Source organism: Gemmiger formicilis (assembly GCF_900167555.1).
Taxonomy (GTDB): Bacteria; Bacillota; Clostridia; order Oscillospirales; family Ruminococcaceae; genus Gemmiger; species Gemmiger formicilis.
In genome coordinates, this window is the sequence record NZ_FUYF01000028.1 from 1 (window position 1) to 15108 (window position 15108).

A 15108-nucleotide genomic window follows, 5' to 3' on the forward strand; every position below is an offset into this window, starting at 1 on the left:
CACCATCGTCACCATCGTCACTCGGAGCGCTTGAGGGAAGCAAGCATGGGCGAAGTGTTGCCACAGGGCAACCCGCCGAAAAGCCTACGGGGACAGCCCCGAACCCCTGTGAGGCTGCGAGCGCATGAGAAAGCGCAGCGTTGGAATCAATGTCCGCGTCAGCGTCACAGAGAAACGAAAAATGACGCTGATGGCTAAACGGTGCGGGCTATCTCTCTCGGAATACTTACGCCAGCGGGCGCTGGGATATGAACCGGGTGGACACCCGCCCAAGGAGGTATTTGATGTATTGGACAAACTGGATGAAATTGCAGAGAACTGTTCTGCACGAGATGGCGCGGCCATCAACGCCCAGACTGACCGCTTGAGGGACCTGCTCATTGGCGGTAACTAAGATCTGGGCAATCAAGGACAGCTTACAGCGCGTCCTTGATTATGCCGCCAACCCGGACAAGACCGAATACGATGCTCTTGCCCAAACGCTGCACTATGCAGAGAACGATGCCAAGACCAAGCTGAATGAGAGCGCCCAGCTCGTCACCGGCATCCATTGCAGGGTAGGTGCGGCTTACAGCATTATTGCGCCATTCAATCGCGAACAAAATGCAACTAGACACGATAAGAGCAAAAATGCTTTCCGTGAAGACATTATGCAGTCTTTGGAGTTTAAGAATACGGTAGATTATGTTCTTGAAAATTCGCCAGAAAAAGGGAACCTTAGTCGAGATGTCGTTGAGGAAGCATATGGAAGACTTATAGACGAGTATTATACAGTTATGGAAGAAAGCACTGATAAGGCTCGGCTACATACAGATGAATAAAAAATGCCTTAATTGACTTCCATAGAAATCGATGTATGCTGTTATGACCATACGAACATAAAGCGTTACTTATATTTCTGTATAATATTTTCTCAAAGCCTATCTAAGTAATCATGCAATAGACTTTCTTGACATCTAAAGTGAATAGTAATATATTAATACTAATTGATGTCAATATGTATCAAATACAGGAGGGTGCCCTATGGATGCTGCTCAATTTGCAAAGATGTTTTCTGATAAGCATCTTTTCGAAATCAATCGGATGGAATATAAGTACACATCTGCCGCGGTAAAAGAATTCACGAAACTATTGCGGCAGGATTTCGCGCAAGAATTACCGCTTCAAGATTCTCGTGGGGAAATGCTTGTGTATTTACCCAATGTGGCGCGAATCTCAACTGCAGGAATGAAACAGTTGCTAACGGTTCCGGCGGCTAGAAGCGCGTTTGGGTTGCAGGCTATGACAGATGAAATTCATGCAACCTTACAGATTGAGAATATTCGCTCCACACGAAAGAGCATTCGCAGAATATTGGATGGCTATGCGCCGCGCGATGAAGAAGAAAACCGTATTTACGGAATAAAACGTGGATTAGAGTTTATTGCAAATCGCGAAAATAAAATTACAGAAGCAAATCTGCATACCCTGTATCAGATGACCGTTGGCAACTTTCTGAGCGACGATGACAAATTACAAGCGAACTGCTTTTATCGTCATGCTCCGGTTTATATTGTAGGTGGAGACCAAACGCGGGAAGGACTCGCAGCATCGCTGTTGTCTGAGGCCATGGCGCAGCTGATAAATTTTGCGAACCAGCGTGATAACATCAATGAACTGCATAAGGCCGCTATGCTTCACTTTACGCTTGCTTACTATCACCCCTATTTTGATGGTAATGGGCGCACAGCTCGTTTGTTCCATATGTGGTATCTTGTGCAACATGGCTATCCGGCAACGCTGTTCACCCCTTTTTCGCGCTATATCGCAGAGAACAAGTCGGGCTATTACAAGGCATATGAGCAGATAGAAAAGAATGCTTTGCTTACAGGTTATACAGATGTGACGCCGTTTCTGGCGTATTTCTGCGAAAATGTGTACGGTCGCCTACAATCTGATACCGAAGACACCCATGCCGATATGCAGGTATATAGAAATGCGATTGCGTCCGGGAGTGTAACAGAAAAAGAGCGCCAACTTTGGGAGTATGTGTTATCGGCATATGGCAATGAAGAATTCACCACGAAGCGCTTAGAAAGGGATTTTGGCAATGCTGCCTATGCAACGATTAGGACATTTGTGATGAAGTTTAGTTCTATGAATCTATTAAAGACCAGAAAAGCTGGTAATAAGGTGTTATATAAAGTGTTTTGACTTGAAAGGAATGCAGAACAATGGGGTTGTTAGATGTTGCAAGTGGTGCATCCATGTGGCGCGGCTATGAATATTATACGGAGCACAAGGTGCTGGCGCGTGATAAAGTTTCCGACACAGAGTATATGGGGATTGTTAGCGGTAGTGAGGGACGACAATATACAGCTTTTATAGATATTGAGCATCCCCGCAAATCCCATTGTAATTGCCCATTCGCAGCAGGACGGCGCGTGGTTTGCAAGCATCAAATTGCGTTGTATTTTACAGAGTTCCCCAAGGAAGCAAAAAAGTATAAAAAAGAAGTAGATGAATACGAAGAAGAACAGCAGTACCGTGCAGAGCATATAGATGAATTGGTTGAGGCTTTCATAAATGAGCAGACAAAAGCACAGCTTCGGGAGATTCTGATGGATGTACTGTACGATAGTTCGGATTGGACATTTGATGATTTTGTCCGCAAGTATATTGAGTAACTGCAAAGTTTAGGTGCAACTTCTATATTACATAAGAAGAGCAAGGTGTTTTCCATCCAGTGAGCGCGTAAGCTACAATTGAATGTGCATAGATAAGTTGTGTATATCGTAAGAGTCGTTTTTCAGCGTCGTAAAGAACGACGACAAAGTCAATGTAGAAAAAAGAAAGAAAACTGCATAAAAATATGCGGTGACATGATGTTTTTTTAGAAAACGCGGTGGAGCTTAGCTTGGCCGATTACAGGCATTCAGTCGGAGAACTACGGCAGGACGGTATAGACAGACGTTGAAACGTAAAATTTGTTGGTTCTGCACATTTACCGCCAAAACAAGAAAAAGCCCGTTGTTGGTTGTCACAACAGGCTTTTCCGACATTGCGCAGGGCTACTGCACAGTAGTGGTCAAATGGTGGTCAAAAAGCAAGTACGGAAAATATAGAAATTGAAAATATTAGGAATTTAATCGCTTGCGGATTTTTACCATGTGGTTTTTTACTGGTTGGTCGATAGGTTCGTTCACTCCAAATTCACATTGTGCGCGGTTTACATAGGTTAAAAAATTTCCTCTACCTGACGTTGCTCCTTTTCGTGAGTATAACATATATAAGTTGCGCAAGGAAGGATTATGCCCGGCTTTTCGCTGAAGGACAATTGATCGGGCTTTCTTTCCCATACGATAGTAGTACTTTGAAATAGTCTTGCCCCTGATATGAATGTGTGTACCATCAAAGGTAAAGCCAAGAAAATTAATGTATCGATTTTGACCATTTGAGTTAGAATCAAATACTGTTGCTACATTTTCTACGGAAGTTCCACTGTAATAGAAGTATTGCGTTTTATCTGGCTGTAATGTCAAATGCTTGACACCATGCAAAATACTCTTTATGTGGCTAAAAGCATCCGTTGCAATTTGCTTTTCTTCACACGGAATGATGATACAAAAGTCATCGCTATAACGCATATAGAATCCATTTAAAGCAGACACATAATCAACAATAGCTTTATCACAGTCAAGCATATAGACATTGGCCAATAATGCACTTATCGGCGAGCCCTGTGGAATCCCATAAGCATTTGGGTTCTTTTGCAAAAATGCATGCTTGTATTTGCGAAAATCATAGGGGGATAGTACTCGATCTTTCTTGTTTAGTTCTTCGTGTGACTTGAGGTGATTTAAAGTCAGTAAATCATTTAAATCCCATTTGCAATACTTTGTAACACTCTTATAGACTGCATAATAGTCATCAGGCAGTTGGCATACCCCAAGTAATTGACAAAGTTGTTGCTTGAGATAGAGGTGATCCAAATTATCGAAGAAGTTTGTGAAATCGCCAATCATGATATAGCACGGCGCATTTTTTTTGATGAAAGAAAAAGCTTCGTGAGAAAAATGGATGTTATTCTTTTTCAAATCAGATCTGTAAGCTACAACTGAATCAGAAATACTAATCTCATGAACCCTTTTGATGTACATTTCATCAAGTAGATGATTATAGTATTGATAGATGCATCGGTCTATATGTGATGCATAACATATCTCTCGCTTCTTTATTTTCTTGCCTTTATCTTTTGAATATTTCTCAAATTCAATTGTATAGTGAATAAAGGGATAAAAGGCGTGAGTGGCTACTTTCTCTGGGGAAGTAATATAATCGCTGCATTTGCTTAAATCAGTTCGGAAATCGAAATGCGCATATGAGCGTTTACTTTTTCTAATAGCAAAATCGCTGTGAACCCATTCGGATGGCGACATTGTATTCTCCTCCCATAAAGGCGAAATACCCACCAACACGGAGGATAGCATTCCTAAGTTGGCGGGTATACGTGAAAACTCTGTATTTGATTTTGCTCACTGAATACTCAATGCTTGTTAACCTGAAACACAGGCTATCCAAATGCGCTCAATCATCAGTTATGGTATAATTGATGAAGAAAGAGGTGCTATCAAGATGTTCTTGTTCTTCGCACTGGTCACAGCCGCGCGGCTATGGTCAGGGTCAAAGATTCTCGATGAAATTCTTTCAAATCTCATAGTCGAACAGTTGACAACAATTCTTTTCCTATATGCCTACACATATAGCATATTTAGTATAAAGCAAATCTCATTCCGATGCAAGTACATAAGGGTTAATATTTTATGAATTTTGCAATGCCTAAGTAAAAATCACTTACAGCAGCGTTATTTTAGCACAGTTTTATATCCCTGAAATTTGTGCAGCAGCCTGTTGCACAAATTCGGATTTGTTAGACAACCATCTCATCAAACAGAACCTTCAAAAAATCATCCACGCCGCCTGCAGCCTGAATTGTGGCAATCATTAAATCATCCGGGTCAACACGGGTAAAATCAATGACATATCCCGAATGGTGGGCAAGCTGCGAAAGAAAAACACGCTGGGTTCTGCCGTTGCCCTCTCGGAATGGGTGAAGCTCATTCGTTCGCTCGTAAAAGTCTACTATGGCAGAAATGAAGTGCGCTCTGTCTAAGCCTACAAGGAAATTCTGCTTTTTTAATCTGGCAAAGATGGCTTTCGCTGTGCTTTCAATTTGCGCAGCGGGGCAAAACTGTGTGCCTTTCTTTGAAATATCCACCGTTCGCGGCTTGCCCGCCCATTCGTATAAATCTTCAAACAAAAAGCGATGAATCGCGCAGTAATGCGAAAAATCGAAACTTTCTACTAAAGGTTTTTCTTCCCATAAAGCAGCCTTAGCCGGAACAATCGTACCTTCCACGGCATCCAAGTCGGACTGATTTTGAATGCCAAGTATATTTATTAACACCACAGTACCCGGATAGCACCCATCCTGCAAAGAATCCACTGCATAGTTTGCCATGGTATTTTACCCTCGCTGCGCCCTGCGCCGTGCCAGAATTTCAGCAGCCAAGGTGCGGGCATCTACTTTGCCGTCCATCAGGCGGCGGCAGTCGGCACGGGTCTGTTCGGTGACTTCATACCCCTCGATGCGCGAAGAAGCCAAAGCATTTTCCAATGCCTGTTCACGAGTAATTGGTGCCATATACAAAACCGCCTTTCGCTTTTTCATCAATTATATACGATAAGGCAACCAAATGCAATTTTTCTTGCAAAACTTCTTACCGCTTATTCCATAACCACCTGCATCAGCTTATCGTATCTTGAGGGCAATTTACAGATGTGGGTAGATGCAGAAGATTCATTAGAGTTATAAAATGCAAGCAGCCTGTATGCTTCATTACACACAGGCTGCTTAATCAAATTTATTATAATTGATGAAAAATCGGTTGCATTTTGTCAAAAGTACAAAACTTTTTGAAGCCAAGTGCTTTTAATTCCTGTTATGATACTGAGGATATCCCAGCAATACTTGCTATCCCTGATACCTTATTCTTTCTACCAGCGTTTCCTTTTTCAGATTACTGCTTAAAACACAGGAAAGCACAATTTGTAGAATACCAACCAGAAGAATCATAACAAGAATCGGGATAAGAGGAACGTGATAAACGTTCATTCCAAACATCCCATTATGCTTCGCATAGGAAAACAGTGCATAGCCAAGGGGCAGACCGGCAGCAAGTGCGACGCAGATGGTGCCAACTGTAAAAATCAAGCCCTGTATTTGTAAGCTCAGATTCAACTGCTTATTGGTCATGCCTACCGCTTGCAGCACACCGTATTCCTGCTTCTTCGTGGTGATATTGATGATCATGGTGTTTGCCAGATTCATAAACCCAATGAGACCGACAATTGCCATGAACAGATAGCAGCCAAGCTTCATCATACGGCTTGTGTATTCTGCAGATTGTAACTGTGCATGATAGGTATCCATTTTTATATGCGAAGTATTAGAAATCAAAGTATTCAGACTCTGTTCCACAGATGCAACATCTTTTTTATCACAGTCCACCCACAGATAGCCATAGGCTGTTCCTCTCGGATTCATGGAACGGTATACACCTTCCGGAATGACAAGATAAGTGTCCGCGCTTACAAAGGATCCTGCAATCTTTCCCTGATAGGTATAGGTTCCACTTCCATTCTCAAAGTCAAATGCAATGGATTCACCCGGAGCATATCCATCTTGTTTCATCCACGCCGACCAGCCAAAGAAAATATCACCATTCTTTACCGCCTGATCATAGTCCATAGAGCCAATATCCCCGTCTTGGCGCATAAAATCAAAATCATTTTCACTCACAATAGCAGCCGGAAATCTTGTTCCGTTCAGATTTACAGAGACAATCTCTCTCGCCATGACATCTGTCACTCCCGGAATGCTTTTGATTTCTTCAATCAGCGAATCATTCAATGGATTATCCGTCAGAATCGTATCCAGATTATTCTCCGGATAGGCTTCATCATAATTCAGGGAATAATCCAGCTGCAACTCAAATTGTCCATGGTTGATTGCAATCCGCGCCTCGTGCTCCGTGTCAATATTCCCAACATAATTAGAGATAATTACAAACAATACACAGGAAAGCCCCATGGTAAGAATCGTAGCAATGGTTCTTTTCGGATTGCCTGTCACATTTGCCATTGCCATGGAGAAAACGGTGACATCTTTTCTGCCTTTTCGTCTGCCCTGTTTTTGCGTTTTGGAGCCGTCAAGATACCGTGTCGCTTCGATGGGTGAAATCCGGGAAACAATTTTCATGGGTTTGCGCAGAGCCAAAACGATCGTAAGAAACGATACAAAAATGCAGATGAGCATAATTGTCAGTGAAAACAGAGGCACCTGATGGTTCTTGATTCCGGACTTTACCAGATTTCCCTGCTCCACCAGCCAGTTGAAGCTGACTTTTGCAATCAGGAAACCAAACAGCAACCCCAGCGGTATCGAAGGAACCGCCAGAAGAATGCCCTCACGAAAGATCAACTGCTTCATCTGCTTTCTGGTTGCACCCAGCGCCTTGATTTTTCCGTACTCCTGAACCTTCTGGGCAATCCCGACCTGGAAGATATTATAAATGACCACAACGGAAAACAGCACGATTCCGAGGATCAGGGTTCCACAAACCACAATCATTTCATAGCTCGGCTGCAATACCCACTGCAGGTAGAGGTCATTGATGATCACGTTTTTCTGGACAATGCCGCAGGAATCCGCGATTTCTTTTATAACAGGCGCAACATTATTCATAGATACATTTGCAAAATCGCTCAAGGTAAAATAGATATTATATTGCCTGTCACCCTCCGCAACACGCTCATTATAAAAATCCTGCGAACCGAATACAACATAGGAAGCCTCGATGGTATATTCATCCCGGTCATATAAAATCCCGCTGACAGTAAATTCCACCGGTGCGTATTCCGACTGCATGCCGGAACGGTACTCCAATGTTACGGTGTCTCCGACCTTTACATCATGGTATCCCACTGCATCAAAGAAAGCGCGTCCTGCGGCAATTTCCTGCGCCTTTTCCGGATAGGTACCTTCCTTCAACACATATTCCTGATTATAGGGAAGCATTTTCCTGACCGTTTCATCCATACTGACAAAGCCGCCATTTTCATTTCCTTTCAGGATGCCCTCCGTACACATGATGCCGATATCAGATATCTCAGCTCTGCGTTCCACTTCTTTTAATTGCGTACCATCTGCGGCGATAAACAGGCCGTAGTTGCTTCCGTATGAGCTTGCCGCCTGACTTTTCTGTAAACGTATCATTCCATTTCCAATTGTACTGATAATGACCAGAAGCATGGTAGTCAGGCAAATCGCCGTCATAATGAGGACACTTCTTGTCCGATTTCTTTTGTCGTTGCTGAATGCAATTTTGCTGATCGTCCTCAATTGAAATCCACCACCTGTCCATCCTCGATGACTAAAATACGGTCAGCAACCTGCGCGATCTCATCATCATGGGTAATCATTACAATTGTCTGTCCATATTTTTTTGCTGTCATCTTAAGCAGGGCGATTACCTCATCACTGGTCTTGGAATCAAGATTGCCTGTCGGCTCATCTGCAAATATAATTTCCGGACGATTCACCAGTGCTCTTGCAATTGCTACTCTCTGCTGCTGTCCTCCGGATAACTGATTTGGCAGATTATAAATCCGGTTTTCAATTCCCAGAGTTGCAATAATATCATTTACATACGCTTCATCCACTTTTCTTCCATCCAGCCCCAGTGGCAGTACAATATTTTCCCAGACATTAACAGATGAAACCAGATTAAATGCCTGAAAAACAAATCCGATTTTTCTTCTGCGGAAAACAGCAAGGGCATCTTCCTTCATCCTGTATAAATCTTTCCCCGCTAAAGTAACGCTGCCTTTTGTCGGGGTATCAAGCCCTCCAAGCATATGAAGTAATGTACTTTTACCGGAACCTGACTTTCCGACAATTGCGACAAATTCTCCCTGTTGAATCTGGATATTCACATGATTGACGGCTTTGACCTGATTTTCCCCCGTCCCATAAAACTTACAAAGCTGCTTGGTTTCTAATATCACACTCATGTGTTGCCTCCTTTTCATCTTACATCCAAATTGTATCAGGGCAATCTTTCATTTCACTTTCAAAAAACGAGCAGAAGTCTTACAGAATTGTAAGATTTCTGCTCACTTAAAATTTAACCAACATATGGTAATTGAATCACAAACGTGCTTCCTTTTTTCTTTTTGCCGGAGGTTACCGTAATCGTACCTGCGTGTTTTTCGATAATTTCTCTCGATAGAAAAAGTCCGATTCCTGTACCACTCTTTTCCATGACTTCCTTGGAACTTCCTCTGTAAAATCGTTGAAAAATTTTGTGATACTCATTCTGCGGAATACCGATTCCCTGATCCTCAATTTCCATTCTTACAAGATCGTTTCTTTTTTGTAACCGGATAAATATTTTTGAACCACACGGACTGTACTTGACCGCATTATCCAGAACGTTGATCACAGCTTCACCAAGCCACTTTTTGTCCTGCATAATCGTGCATGTTTCCAGCTCTTTTTCATAGTCAAAAACGAATTCAATTTCTTTCTCATCCGCTTTAGGATAAGTGCGGTTCACAGCAGATATGACAGTATCCATAAGCGGAAGTTTTTTCTTATTCATCTGAATCAGTCCGGTTTCCATCTTGGATATTTCAAGAAGCGACTGCAATAATGTCTCCAGTCCATCCAGAGCACTCCGACACCGGATACGAAACTCCTCCTGTTCTGTGGCACTTAAGTCATTCTGCATCAGCACACTAAAACATATATCCAAAGCTGCAACCGGTGTCTTTAGCTGGTGAGAAATATCAGAAACCATTTCTTTCGTGCTCTCTTTTTCTGCCCGTGCTTCTTCCTTTAGCAACTGAATATGATGTCCGATTGCTTCAAGCTGGTCATTCAATTTTTCCAGTTCTGCATGATTTTCCGTTTTCAGTAAATCATCAAATTTGTTTTCACGAAATCTGATCAGAGTTTCTTCCAACTGGTCTAAAGTCTTCTGATGACACGCATCTTCTTTTTTCTTCCAATAAAGTAAAAAAGTCAAAAGAAGCACGCATATCACAGTGCTTACAGCACCGGTCACCATAACCTGATGCCGGAATTGCGAATAAAATGTATTCCCTTTATTCCCCCAGTATCCATATTGCTCCAATAATCGCCTTCCCTGTTCGTTAGTTTCAATATCCTTATCCTTAAGCAATTCCGAAACAGCATCCAGCCCGGAAAATTCTTCCTTTGCAGCAATCTCTGTCATAAGATTCATTTTATATTTATAATCTTCATAAAACACATGCGTGGTAAAGCAATTTAATATTGCAAACAATACTATGACAGGTAATACCAAGGAGAGCACTACGGTAATCTTCTTGCGATATCTCTTTGTCACTGCCTTACCTCCTGATTCCATATATACCCAAGACCTCTGATATTCTTTATATAGACCGGTGCAGCCGGATTGTCTTCGATTTTCTCACGGAGTCTTCTGATATTGACAGCGATTGTATTTTCATCCACAAAATCCCCTTCCAGATCAAACACATTTTCCAATATTTGTGTTTTTGAAAGAATCTGTTTCGGATTCTGAAGAAAAAAAGTCAGCATTTTCAACTCCGTTTTTGTCAGATTGATTTCACGATTCTTTATCAGGACTTTCATTTCTCCTGCGATAAATACGATATCTCCCGAAATCATCTTTCCGGCTTCCGTTTTCTCCTGTCTGCGGCGGAAATGTGCTTCTATTTTCAAAAGAAGTACCGAAAGACTAAACGGCTTTGTAATATAATCATCTGCCCCTGCTTCATATCCCATGACCTGATCCATCTCTTGATCTAGTGCTGTAAGACAAATAATGTATGTATTATAATTGCATCTCATCCACCTTACAAATTCCAGTCCATTCCCATCCGGAAGATTCACATCACAAATGGTAACATCCACATTATTATCACTTGCAATTCTTTTCGCTTTTTTCACTGATTCTGCTGAAAAAACCTCATATCCGGATTTTTTCAGTGAAAATGTAATTCCACGATTTAAATTTTCATCATCTTCAACCACGAGTATACCTGGCATAGCATATGCACCTCTCTTTATTAACTATCTTGCATTTGCTGGCTGTATCAGAGGACAGATGGCCACATAATCTTCCACTCAAAGTACTCTGCCTGTGTGATCTCTCCCGCATACAACTTCTTCTGAACCGCAGCTCAATCCTTTAGAAAATCATCCAAAATCGTATCATCGAACCACATCGCCACGGGGGAGCGCGGCGGCCAGTTATCGTTGTCATCATAGTGCAGCGCAAGGTTTGGGTTGGCATTATACCGTGCTGTGCCGCGCTCTGTGGGCACCAGCTTGATAACGCCGGGCTGCTCCTCGTCCAGCCAGAAAAGCTGCTCCAGAATATCATTCGCCGGGCCGTTTCCGCCATCGGAAAGTGCCAACGGGGAAACACGCAAAGCCTCTGCTATCTGATTTAGCAGGGGCTTTTGGGTACACGGTAATATTCTCTAATTTCGAACGAGTTATAGGTTACACTATATTGTAAGTAATCGCGCTATTCGCTTGATTACAATCAAGCAATTCAAAAAAATCGAAAAAGTTAAAGAGTACACTGTAACGCTGCCGATAAAATGTAGTATAGCAATACAGTTTTGCTGCAAAGCTCTATATAAAGGCACAAGTGCTAGTCCCATAAAAAGAACTACTAAATCTGTAATGGACAAGCAAGATAAATATAGTATGGTGTTGATTGTCTCATTGAACACTGTACCGTAAGCAGGATAACCCTTTTTCTTTTTCTCATTTCCACTGGCGATTGCACCTAATGTGGCAAATAATAACCCCAGCAAAATTGAAATTGCCGTACATACCGTTTCCAGAACACTCGTGCTAATTGGGGAAATTAACGTCAGACCGATTCCAAAGCTAATTGGTGTTGCCATAAAAATTACGCGATGGCGTAAAGAAGAAAGCATTTTCCAGTAATCACAGACAATTTCACGGATGTTCAGAAAAGAATTTTTCTTTCGCAAACATCGGTGTACAAGGGGTACAAACAAGATAAAATAGAAATGAGGGGCGATAGAGCGGAAATGTCAGATTTTCCACTCTATCTGAACATGGTCGCTGGTGGCCTTGATTGTAGAGATCAAGCCATCGGCGGCTTTTCTTTTGTCGTCAAAATCTATGCTGTCCCAGTTGTCGAGATAATAGGATAACTTCTTTATCTGCTGGGGAGATATGGTTTCAACGCTCAATTCAGCGATTGCCTTTGAAATGGTCTGGCGTCGGGTGTCCAGTTCTTCAATTTTTTTGTTAGCGTAGGCAAGCAAGGTCGCATTGGCTCCGGTCAGCGTATCCAGCAGCTTTTCAATTTCTGCCTCCACCTGTGCCAGCTCCACTTGATAGGCGGTCAGTTTCGGATTGACTTTTTCCTCCCTGCCGTGGAGTATCTGAAAATCTTTGAACTTTTCCTGCATGGTCGAGAAAATGAATTGCTCAAATTCTTCTTTGCGGATTTTCCCGCAGCCCGGACAGCCTTTGTTTTCCGTCCGTTTGGTACAGCGGAAATAGCCGGTGCTGTTTGGTACATGGGTGGCTTTCAGAGCATACCCACAATGCCCGCATTTGATTTTTCCGGCCAGCCAAGTATTTTTTGGTTTCCGTCCCTGCTGGAAGGTGGTGTTTGCCATAAGTTTTTTCCGACATTTCAGCCATGTGTCAGAGGAAATGAGTGCTTCGTGGGGAGCGATAACAAGTATCTGGTCTTTTAAGCACCTGTCTTTGTCCTCCTTCACATCCCGCCCCTGATAGAGATAGCAGCCGTTTGTTCCGGCAAAGTCAGAAGCGTCATTGACAATCGCTGCACCCTGACTCTTGAAAAATTCGTACAGCTCCAAGTCGGCCTGTGCATAAACGGGGTTTCTTAAAAGCTGGGAAAGAAATGTACGGAACATGGATTTGCCATAAATTTTTATGTCATGTTCCTCGAAGTATCGAGTAATATCTCCGAAGGAGGTTTCCGGTTCAGCGTACATTTCAAACATCAGCCGAACATGGTCGGCGGCTATGGGGTCGGCAACCATTTTCTTTGTGCGGATACCCTCTACCACAGTAGGCTCTAACTGATAACCGTATGGTGCCTGTCCGCTCATGTGAAAGCCTTTCAGGCACCGTGAATAGTAGGCGTCTGTGACACGCTTCTGAATTGTCTCACGTTCAAGCTGGGCGAATACAATGCAGATATTCAGCATGGCCCGGCCCATCGGGGTCGAAGTATCAAACTTTTCTGTGGATGATACAAACTCCACATCATACTCTTGAAACAGCTCCATCATCGTTGCAAAGTCCAGAATAGAGCGGCTTATACGGTCCAGTTTATACACGATGACCCGCCTGACCTTTCCCTTGCGGATCTCGCCCAACAGCTTTTGAAACTCCGGCCTGTCCGTATTTTTACCGGAATAGCCTTTGTCCTTGAATACCCGGCAGCTCCCACCTTTCAATTCATACTTGCAAAAGTCGATCTGACTTTCAATGCTGATACTGTCCTTGCGGTCTACTGACTGTCTTGCGTAAATACAATCTTCTCTGATAAATTCCATATTGGGCTCCTTTCCTTGTTGGAATGGAGCTACCAACCTTACAACTATATTATACCATCAGCAGCCCCGGACAACAATGTTGCGAATGATTAGGGAAATCTGTCCCCATATTTTCTGAACACCTCATAAAGACAACGCTCAATTTCTTTTTTGCGCTGTGCTTTCTCCTTCGGGGGAAGTACCGGCGTGAGGCTTTCCAGCACAATGATCTTCCCTTGAAATGCGACAGACTTTGTTTCTCGTTCATAAGTGACAGCTTGCGTCATTGAAAACCTCCTTTGCGAAAGTGCGTGTATATGCCTGCCTTTCCCGCTTGTCCTGTGGGGAAATGTCAAAAGGCGACACCCAGCAGGTGCCGCCCTTTGAGCTTTCTCCACTTCGGGTCGATATGGCCCGAGCTCAGTAAGGACTGGAATGGTACTTTTCTTTGGCGTCCTCCACGCTGTTGAGGTCAAATACTTCATAAAGCTGCCCCACAACACGCCGTATATCCTTCTTTGAAAATCCGCAGTCCTCCATTGCCATAATGACATAACCGCGGCAGGCGTCATTGCTCCATTCGTCCGTTTCCAAGCCGGGGATCATTCCAAACGCATTTCCCATAAACAAGTGCTCCTTTTTTGAAAAGATGGGGAGCCACGCCGGATCGGTTGGCCTATCATCAGACAGCATTGCCGGGGGCTCCCCATAGGTTTTCACTTCATTTCAGACACACCGGACGGACATAGGCTTCATGCCCCATAGTATTTCAACTCTCCCCATTCTGATGGCAAGGCGTTCTCATTGCCTGCGACGGCTCACGGCTTGCAAGGCCGCTTCAACGCTCGGACTGTGACTAAACGCAAGTATCCGGGTTCTGCGCCTGTTCCGGTGGAGCCAGCCTTGCCCCACCTATGGCATGGACCTGTTCGCTCGCTCAGTTTTACAAAGACTGTATTCTCTGAAATCCGAGGTCATGGCGGGTCTGTCACACAGCGCGTTCCCCTTCGTATCCGGGTGTCTTTTTATTCGATTTTCAATCTGCATGAGGCTTGTCTGAACCTCGAGCCATTGTGACCCGAAGTGTTTTGCCTCTCATAAGCCATTTCATTTTCCGGCCTAAATCGGTACGCCTTACAAAGAATTTTTCAAAATTTTTTCTAAGCGCCGCAGACCTCGCTCGATTGCGACACGAACCACTTTTTCATGGACGCCCTCTGCCCGGGCAATGTCCTGTTTGGTCATGCCGAGAATAAAATGAGCATAAATCCGTTTTGCCTGTTTGTCCGGCAGACTGGAAATCGCTGCGTGAAGCTCCTGCATGGTCACTTTCCGCTCATACAGTTCATGGGGAGATAAGGCAACAAAGACAGCTTCATGCTCCAGCCCGTCATCCCGATCAAGGGAATAGTAGGCTTTGTGGCGGTATGTACGCAG

Annotated in this window: 17 protein-coding genes; 4 read left to right on the plus strand and 13 right to left on the minus strand. The window is 43.4% G+C overall.

All coding sequences use genetic code 11. From position 1 onward, the window contains the following. Positions 1-124 precede the first annotated feature (124 nt). From B5D32_RS13210 to B5D32_RS13225, 4 genes are all read left to right on the plus strand, one after another. Positions 125-394: a plasmid mobilization protein gene (locus B5D32_RS13210; RefSeq protein ID WP_143402770.1), complete on the plus strand. Its 270-nt coding sequence runs from the start codon at positions 125-127 to the stop codon at positions 392-394. Beyond that, positions 381-821, plus strand: a complete 441-nt coding sequence (locus B5D32_RS13215; protein WP_078785457.1) for a hypothetical protein — start codon at positions 381-383, stop codon at positions 819-821. The genes B5D32_RS13210 and B5D32_RS13215 overlap by 14 nt, the downstream gene beginning before the upstream one ends. A gap of 202 nt (positions 822-1023) precedes the next feature. Next, positions 1024-2193, plus strand: a complete 1170-nt coding sequence (locus tag B5D32_RS13220) for a Fic family protein (protein ID WP_078785458.1) — start codon at positions 1024-1026, stop codon at positions 2191-2193. Positions 2194-2213: 20 nt separating this feature from the next. Further along, on the plus strand, positions 2214-2666 hold the full coding sequence (locus tag B5D32_RS13225; protein WP_078785459.1) for an SWIM zinc finger family protein: 453 nt from the start codon (positions 2214-2216) through the stop codon (positions 2664-2666). A 450-nt stretch (positions 2667-3116) separates the two neighbouring features. On the opposite strand, the gene B5D32_RS13230 is transcribed toward B5D32_RS13225, so the two are convergent. From B5D32_RS13230 to B5D32_RS13280, 13 genes are all read right to left on the minus strand, one after another. Beyond that, on the minus strand, positions 3117-4418 hold the full coding sequence (locus B5D32_RS13230; protein ID WP_078785460.1) for a reverse transcriptase/maturase family protein: 1302 nt from the start codon (positions 4416-4418) through the stop codon (positions 3117-3119). Positions 4419-4909: 491 nt separating this feature from the next. Next, the gene (locus B5D32_RS13240; RefSeq protein ID WP_078785462.1) at positions 4910-5500 is read right to left on the minus strand and encodes a Fic/DOC family protein; all 591 of its coding nucleotides are present in this window, start codon (positions 5498-5500) and stop codon (positions 4910-4912) included. 6 nt (positions 5501-5506) lie between these two features. Continuing rightward, on the minus strand, positions 5507-5683 hold the full coding sequence (locus B5D32_RS15255; protein WP_159447053.1) for an antitoxin VbhA family protein: 177 nt from the start codon (positions 5681-5683) through the stop codon (positions 5507-5509). Between the two features lie 330 nt (positions 5684-6013). Beyond that, positions 6014-8443 carry an ABC transporter permease gene (locus B5D32_RS13245; protein ID WP_078785463.1) on the minus strand — a complete coding sequence of 810 codons (2430 nt, stop codon included), beginning with the start codon at positions 8441-8443 and terminating at the stop codon, positions 6014-6016. Further along, positions 8440-9114 (minus strand): ABC transporter ATP-binding protein, encoded by a 675-nt coding sequence (locus B5D32_RS13250; RefSeq protein WP_078785464.1) that lies wholly within the window; start codon positions 9112-9114, stop codon positions 8440-8442. Before B5D32_RS13250 ends, B5D32_RS13245 begins: the two co-directional genes overlap by 4 nt. A gap of 113 nt (positions 9115-9227) precedes the next feature. Further along, positions 9228-10493 (minus strand): sensor histidine kinase, encoded by a 1266-nt coding sequence (locus B5D32_RS13255; protein WP_078785465.1) that lies wholly within the window; start codon positions 10491-10493, stop codon positions 9228-9230. After that, positions 10469-11158, minus strand: coding sequence for a response regulator transcription factor (locus tag B5D32_RS13260; RefSeq protein WP_078785466.1), 690 nt, complete (start codon positions 11156-11158; stop codon positions 10469-10471). The genes B5D32_RS13255 and B5D32_RS13260 overlap by 25 nt, the downstream gene beginning before the upstream one ends. A gap of 134 nt (positions 11159-11292) precedes the next feature. Then, positions 11293-11529: a hypothetical protein gene (locus tag B5D32_RS13265; RefSeq protein ID WP_143402771.1), complete on the minus strand. Its 237-nt coding sequence runs from the start codon at positions 11527-11529 to the stop codon at positions 11293-11295. Positions 11530-11622: 93 nt separating this feature from the next. Continuing rightward, entirely contained in the window at positions 11623-12030 is a 408-nt protein-coding gene (locus B5D32_RS15035; RefSeq protein ID WP_143402772.1) for a hypothetical protein, read from the minus strand. 153 nt (positions 12031-12183) lie between these two features. Then, complete coding sequence (locus B5D32_RS13270; protein ID WP_078785468.1) at positions 12184-13692, minus strand: recombinase family protein; 1509 nt, start codon at positions 13690-13692, stop codon at positions 12184-12186. 89 nt (positions 13693-13781) lie between these two features. Further along, positions 13782-13958 carry a hypothetical protein gene (locus tag B5D32_RS15420; RefSeq protein ID WP_165483719.1) on the minus strand — a complete coding sequence of 59 codons (177 nt, stop codon included), beginning with the start codon at positions 13956-13958 and terminating at the stop codon, positions 13782-13784. A gap of 133 nt (positions 13959-14091) precedes the next feature. After that, on the minus strand, positions 14092-14295 hold the full coding sequence (locus B5D32_RS13275) for a hypothetical protein (protein WP_118709570.1): 204 nt from the start codon (positions 14293-14295) through the stop codon (positions 14092-14094). A gap of 510 nt (positions 14296-14805) precedes the next feature. Continuing rightward, positions 14806-15108: RNA polymerase sigma factor (locus B5D32_RS13280; protein WP_143402773.1), on the minus strand; the 303-nt coding region annotated here is incomplete at its 5' end.

Excerpts from the sequence above, each read along its gene's own strand:
- B5D32_RS13210 (WP_143402770.1), top strand. The coding sequence starts at position 125 with ATGAGAAAGCGCAGCGTTGGAATCAATGTCCGCGTCAGCGTCACAGAG.
- B5D32_RS13220 (WP_078785458.1), top strand. The coding sequence starts at position 1,024 with ATGGATGCTGCTCAATTTGCAAAGATGTTTTCTGATAAGCATCTTTTC.
- B5D32_RS13225 (WP_078785459.1), top strand. The coding sequence starts at position 2,214 with ATGGGGTTGTTAGATGTTGCAAGTGGTGCATCCATGTGGCGCGGCTAT.
- B5D32_RS13230 (WP_078785460.1), bottom strand. The coding sequence starts at position 4,418 with ATGTCGCCATCCGAATGGGTTCACAGCGATTTTGCTATTAGAAAAAGT.
- B5D32_RS13240 (WP_078785462.1), bottom strand. The coding sequence starts at position 5,500 with ATGGCAAACTATGCAGTGGATTCTTTGCAGGATGGGTGCTATCCGGGT.
- B5D32_RS15255 (WP_159447053.1), bottom strand. The coding sequence starts at position 5,683 with ATGGCACCAATTACTCGTGAACAGGCATTGGAAAATGCTTTGGCTTCT.
- B5D32_RS13250 (WP_078785464.1), bottom strand. The coding sequence starts at position 9,114 with ATGAGTGTGATATTAGAAACCAAGCAGCTTTGTAAGTTTTATGGGACG.
- B5D32_RS13255 (WP_078785465.1), bottom strand. The coding sequence starts at position 10,493 with ATGGAATCAGGAGGTAAGGCAGTGACAAAGAGATATCGCAAGAAGATT.
- B5D32_RS13260 (WP_078785466.1), bottom strand. The coding sequence starts at position 11,158 with ATGCCAGGTATACTCGTGGTTGAAGATGATGAAAATTTAAATCGTGGA.
- B5D32_RS15035 (WP_143402772.1), bottom strand. The coding sequence starts at position 12,030 with ATGGCAACACCAATTAGCTTTGGAATCGGTCTGACGTTAATTTCCCCA.
- B5D32_RS13270 (WP_078785468.1), bottom strand. The coding sequence starts at position 13,692 with ATGGAATTTATCAGAGAAGATTGTATTTACGCAAGACAGTCAGTAGAC.
- B5D32_RS15420 (WP_165483719.1), bottom strand. The coding sequence starts at position 13,958 with ATGACGCAAGCTGTCACTTATGAACGAGAAACAAAGTCTGTCGCATTT.
- B5D32_RS13275 (WP_118709570.1), bottom strand. The coding sequence starts at position 14,295 with ATGGGAAATGCGTTTGGAATGATCCCCGGCTTGGAAACGGACGAATGG.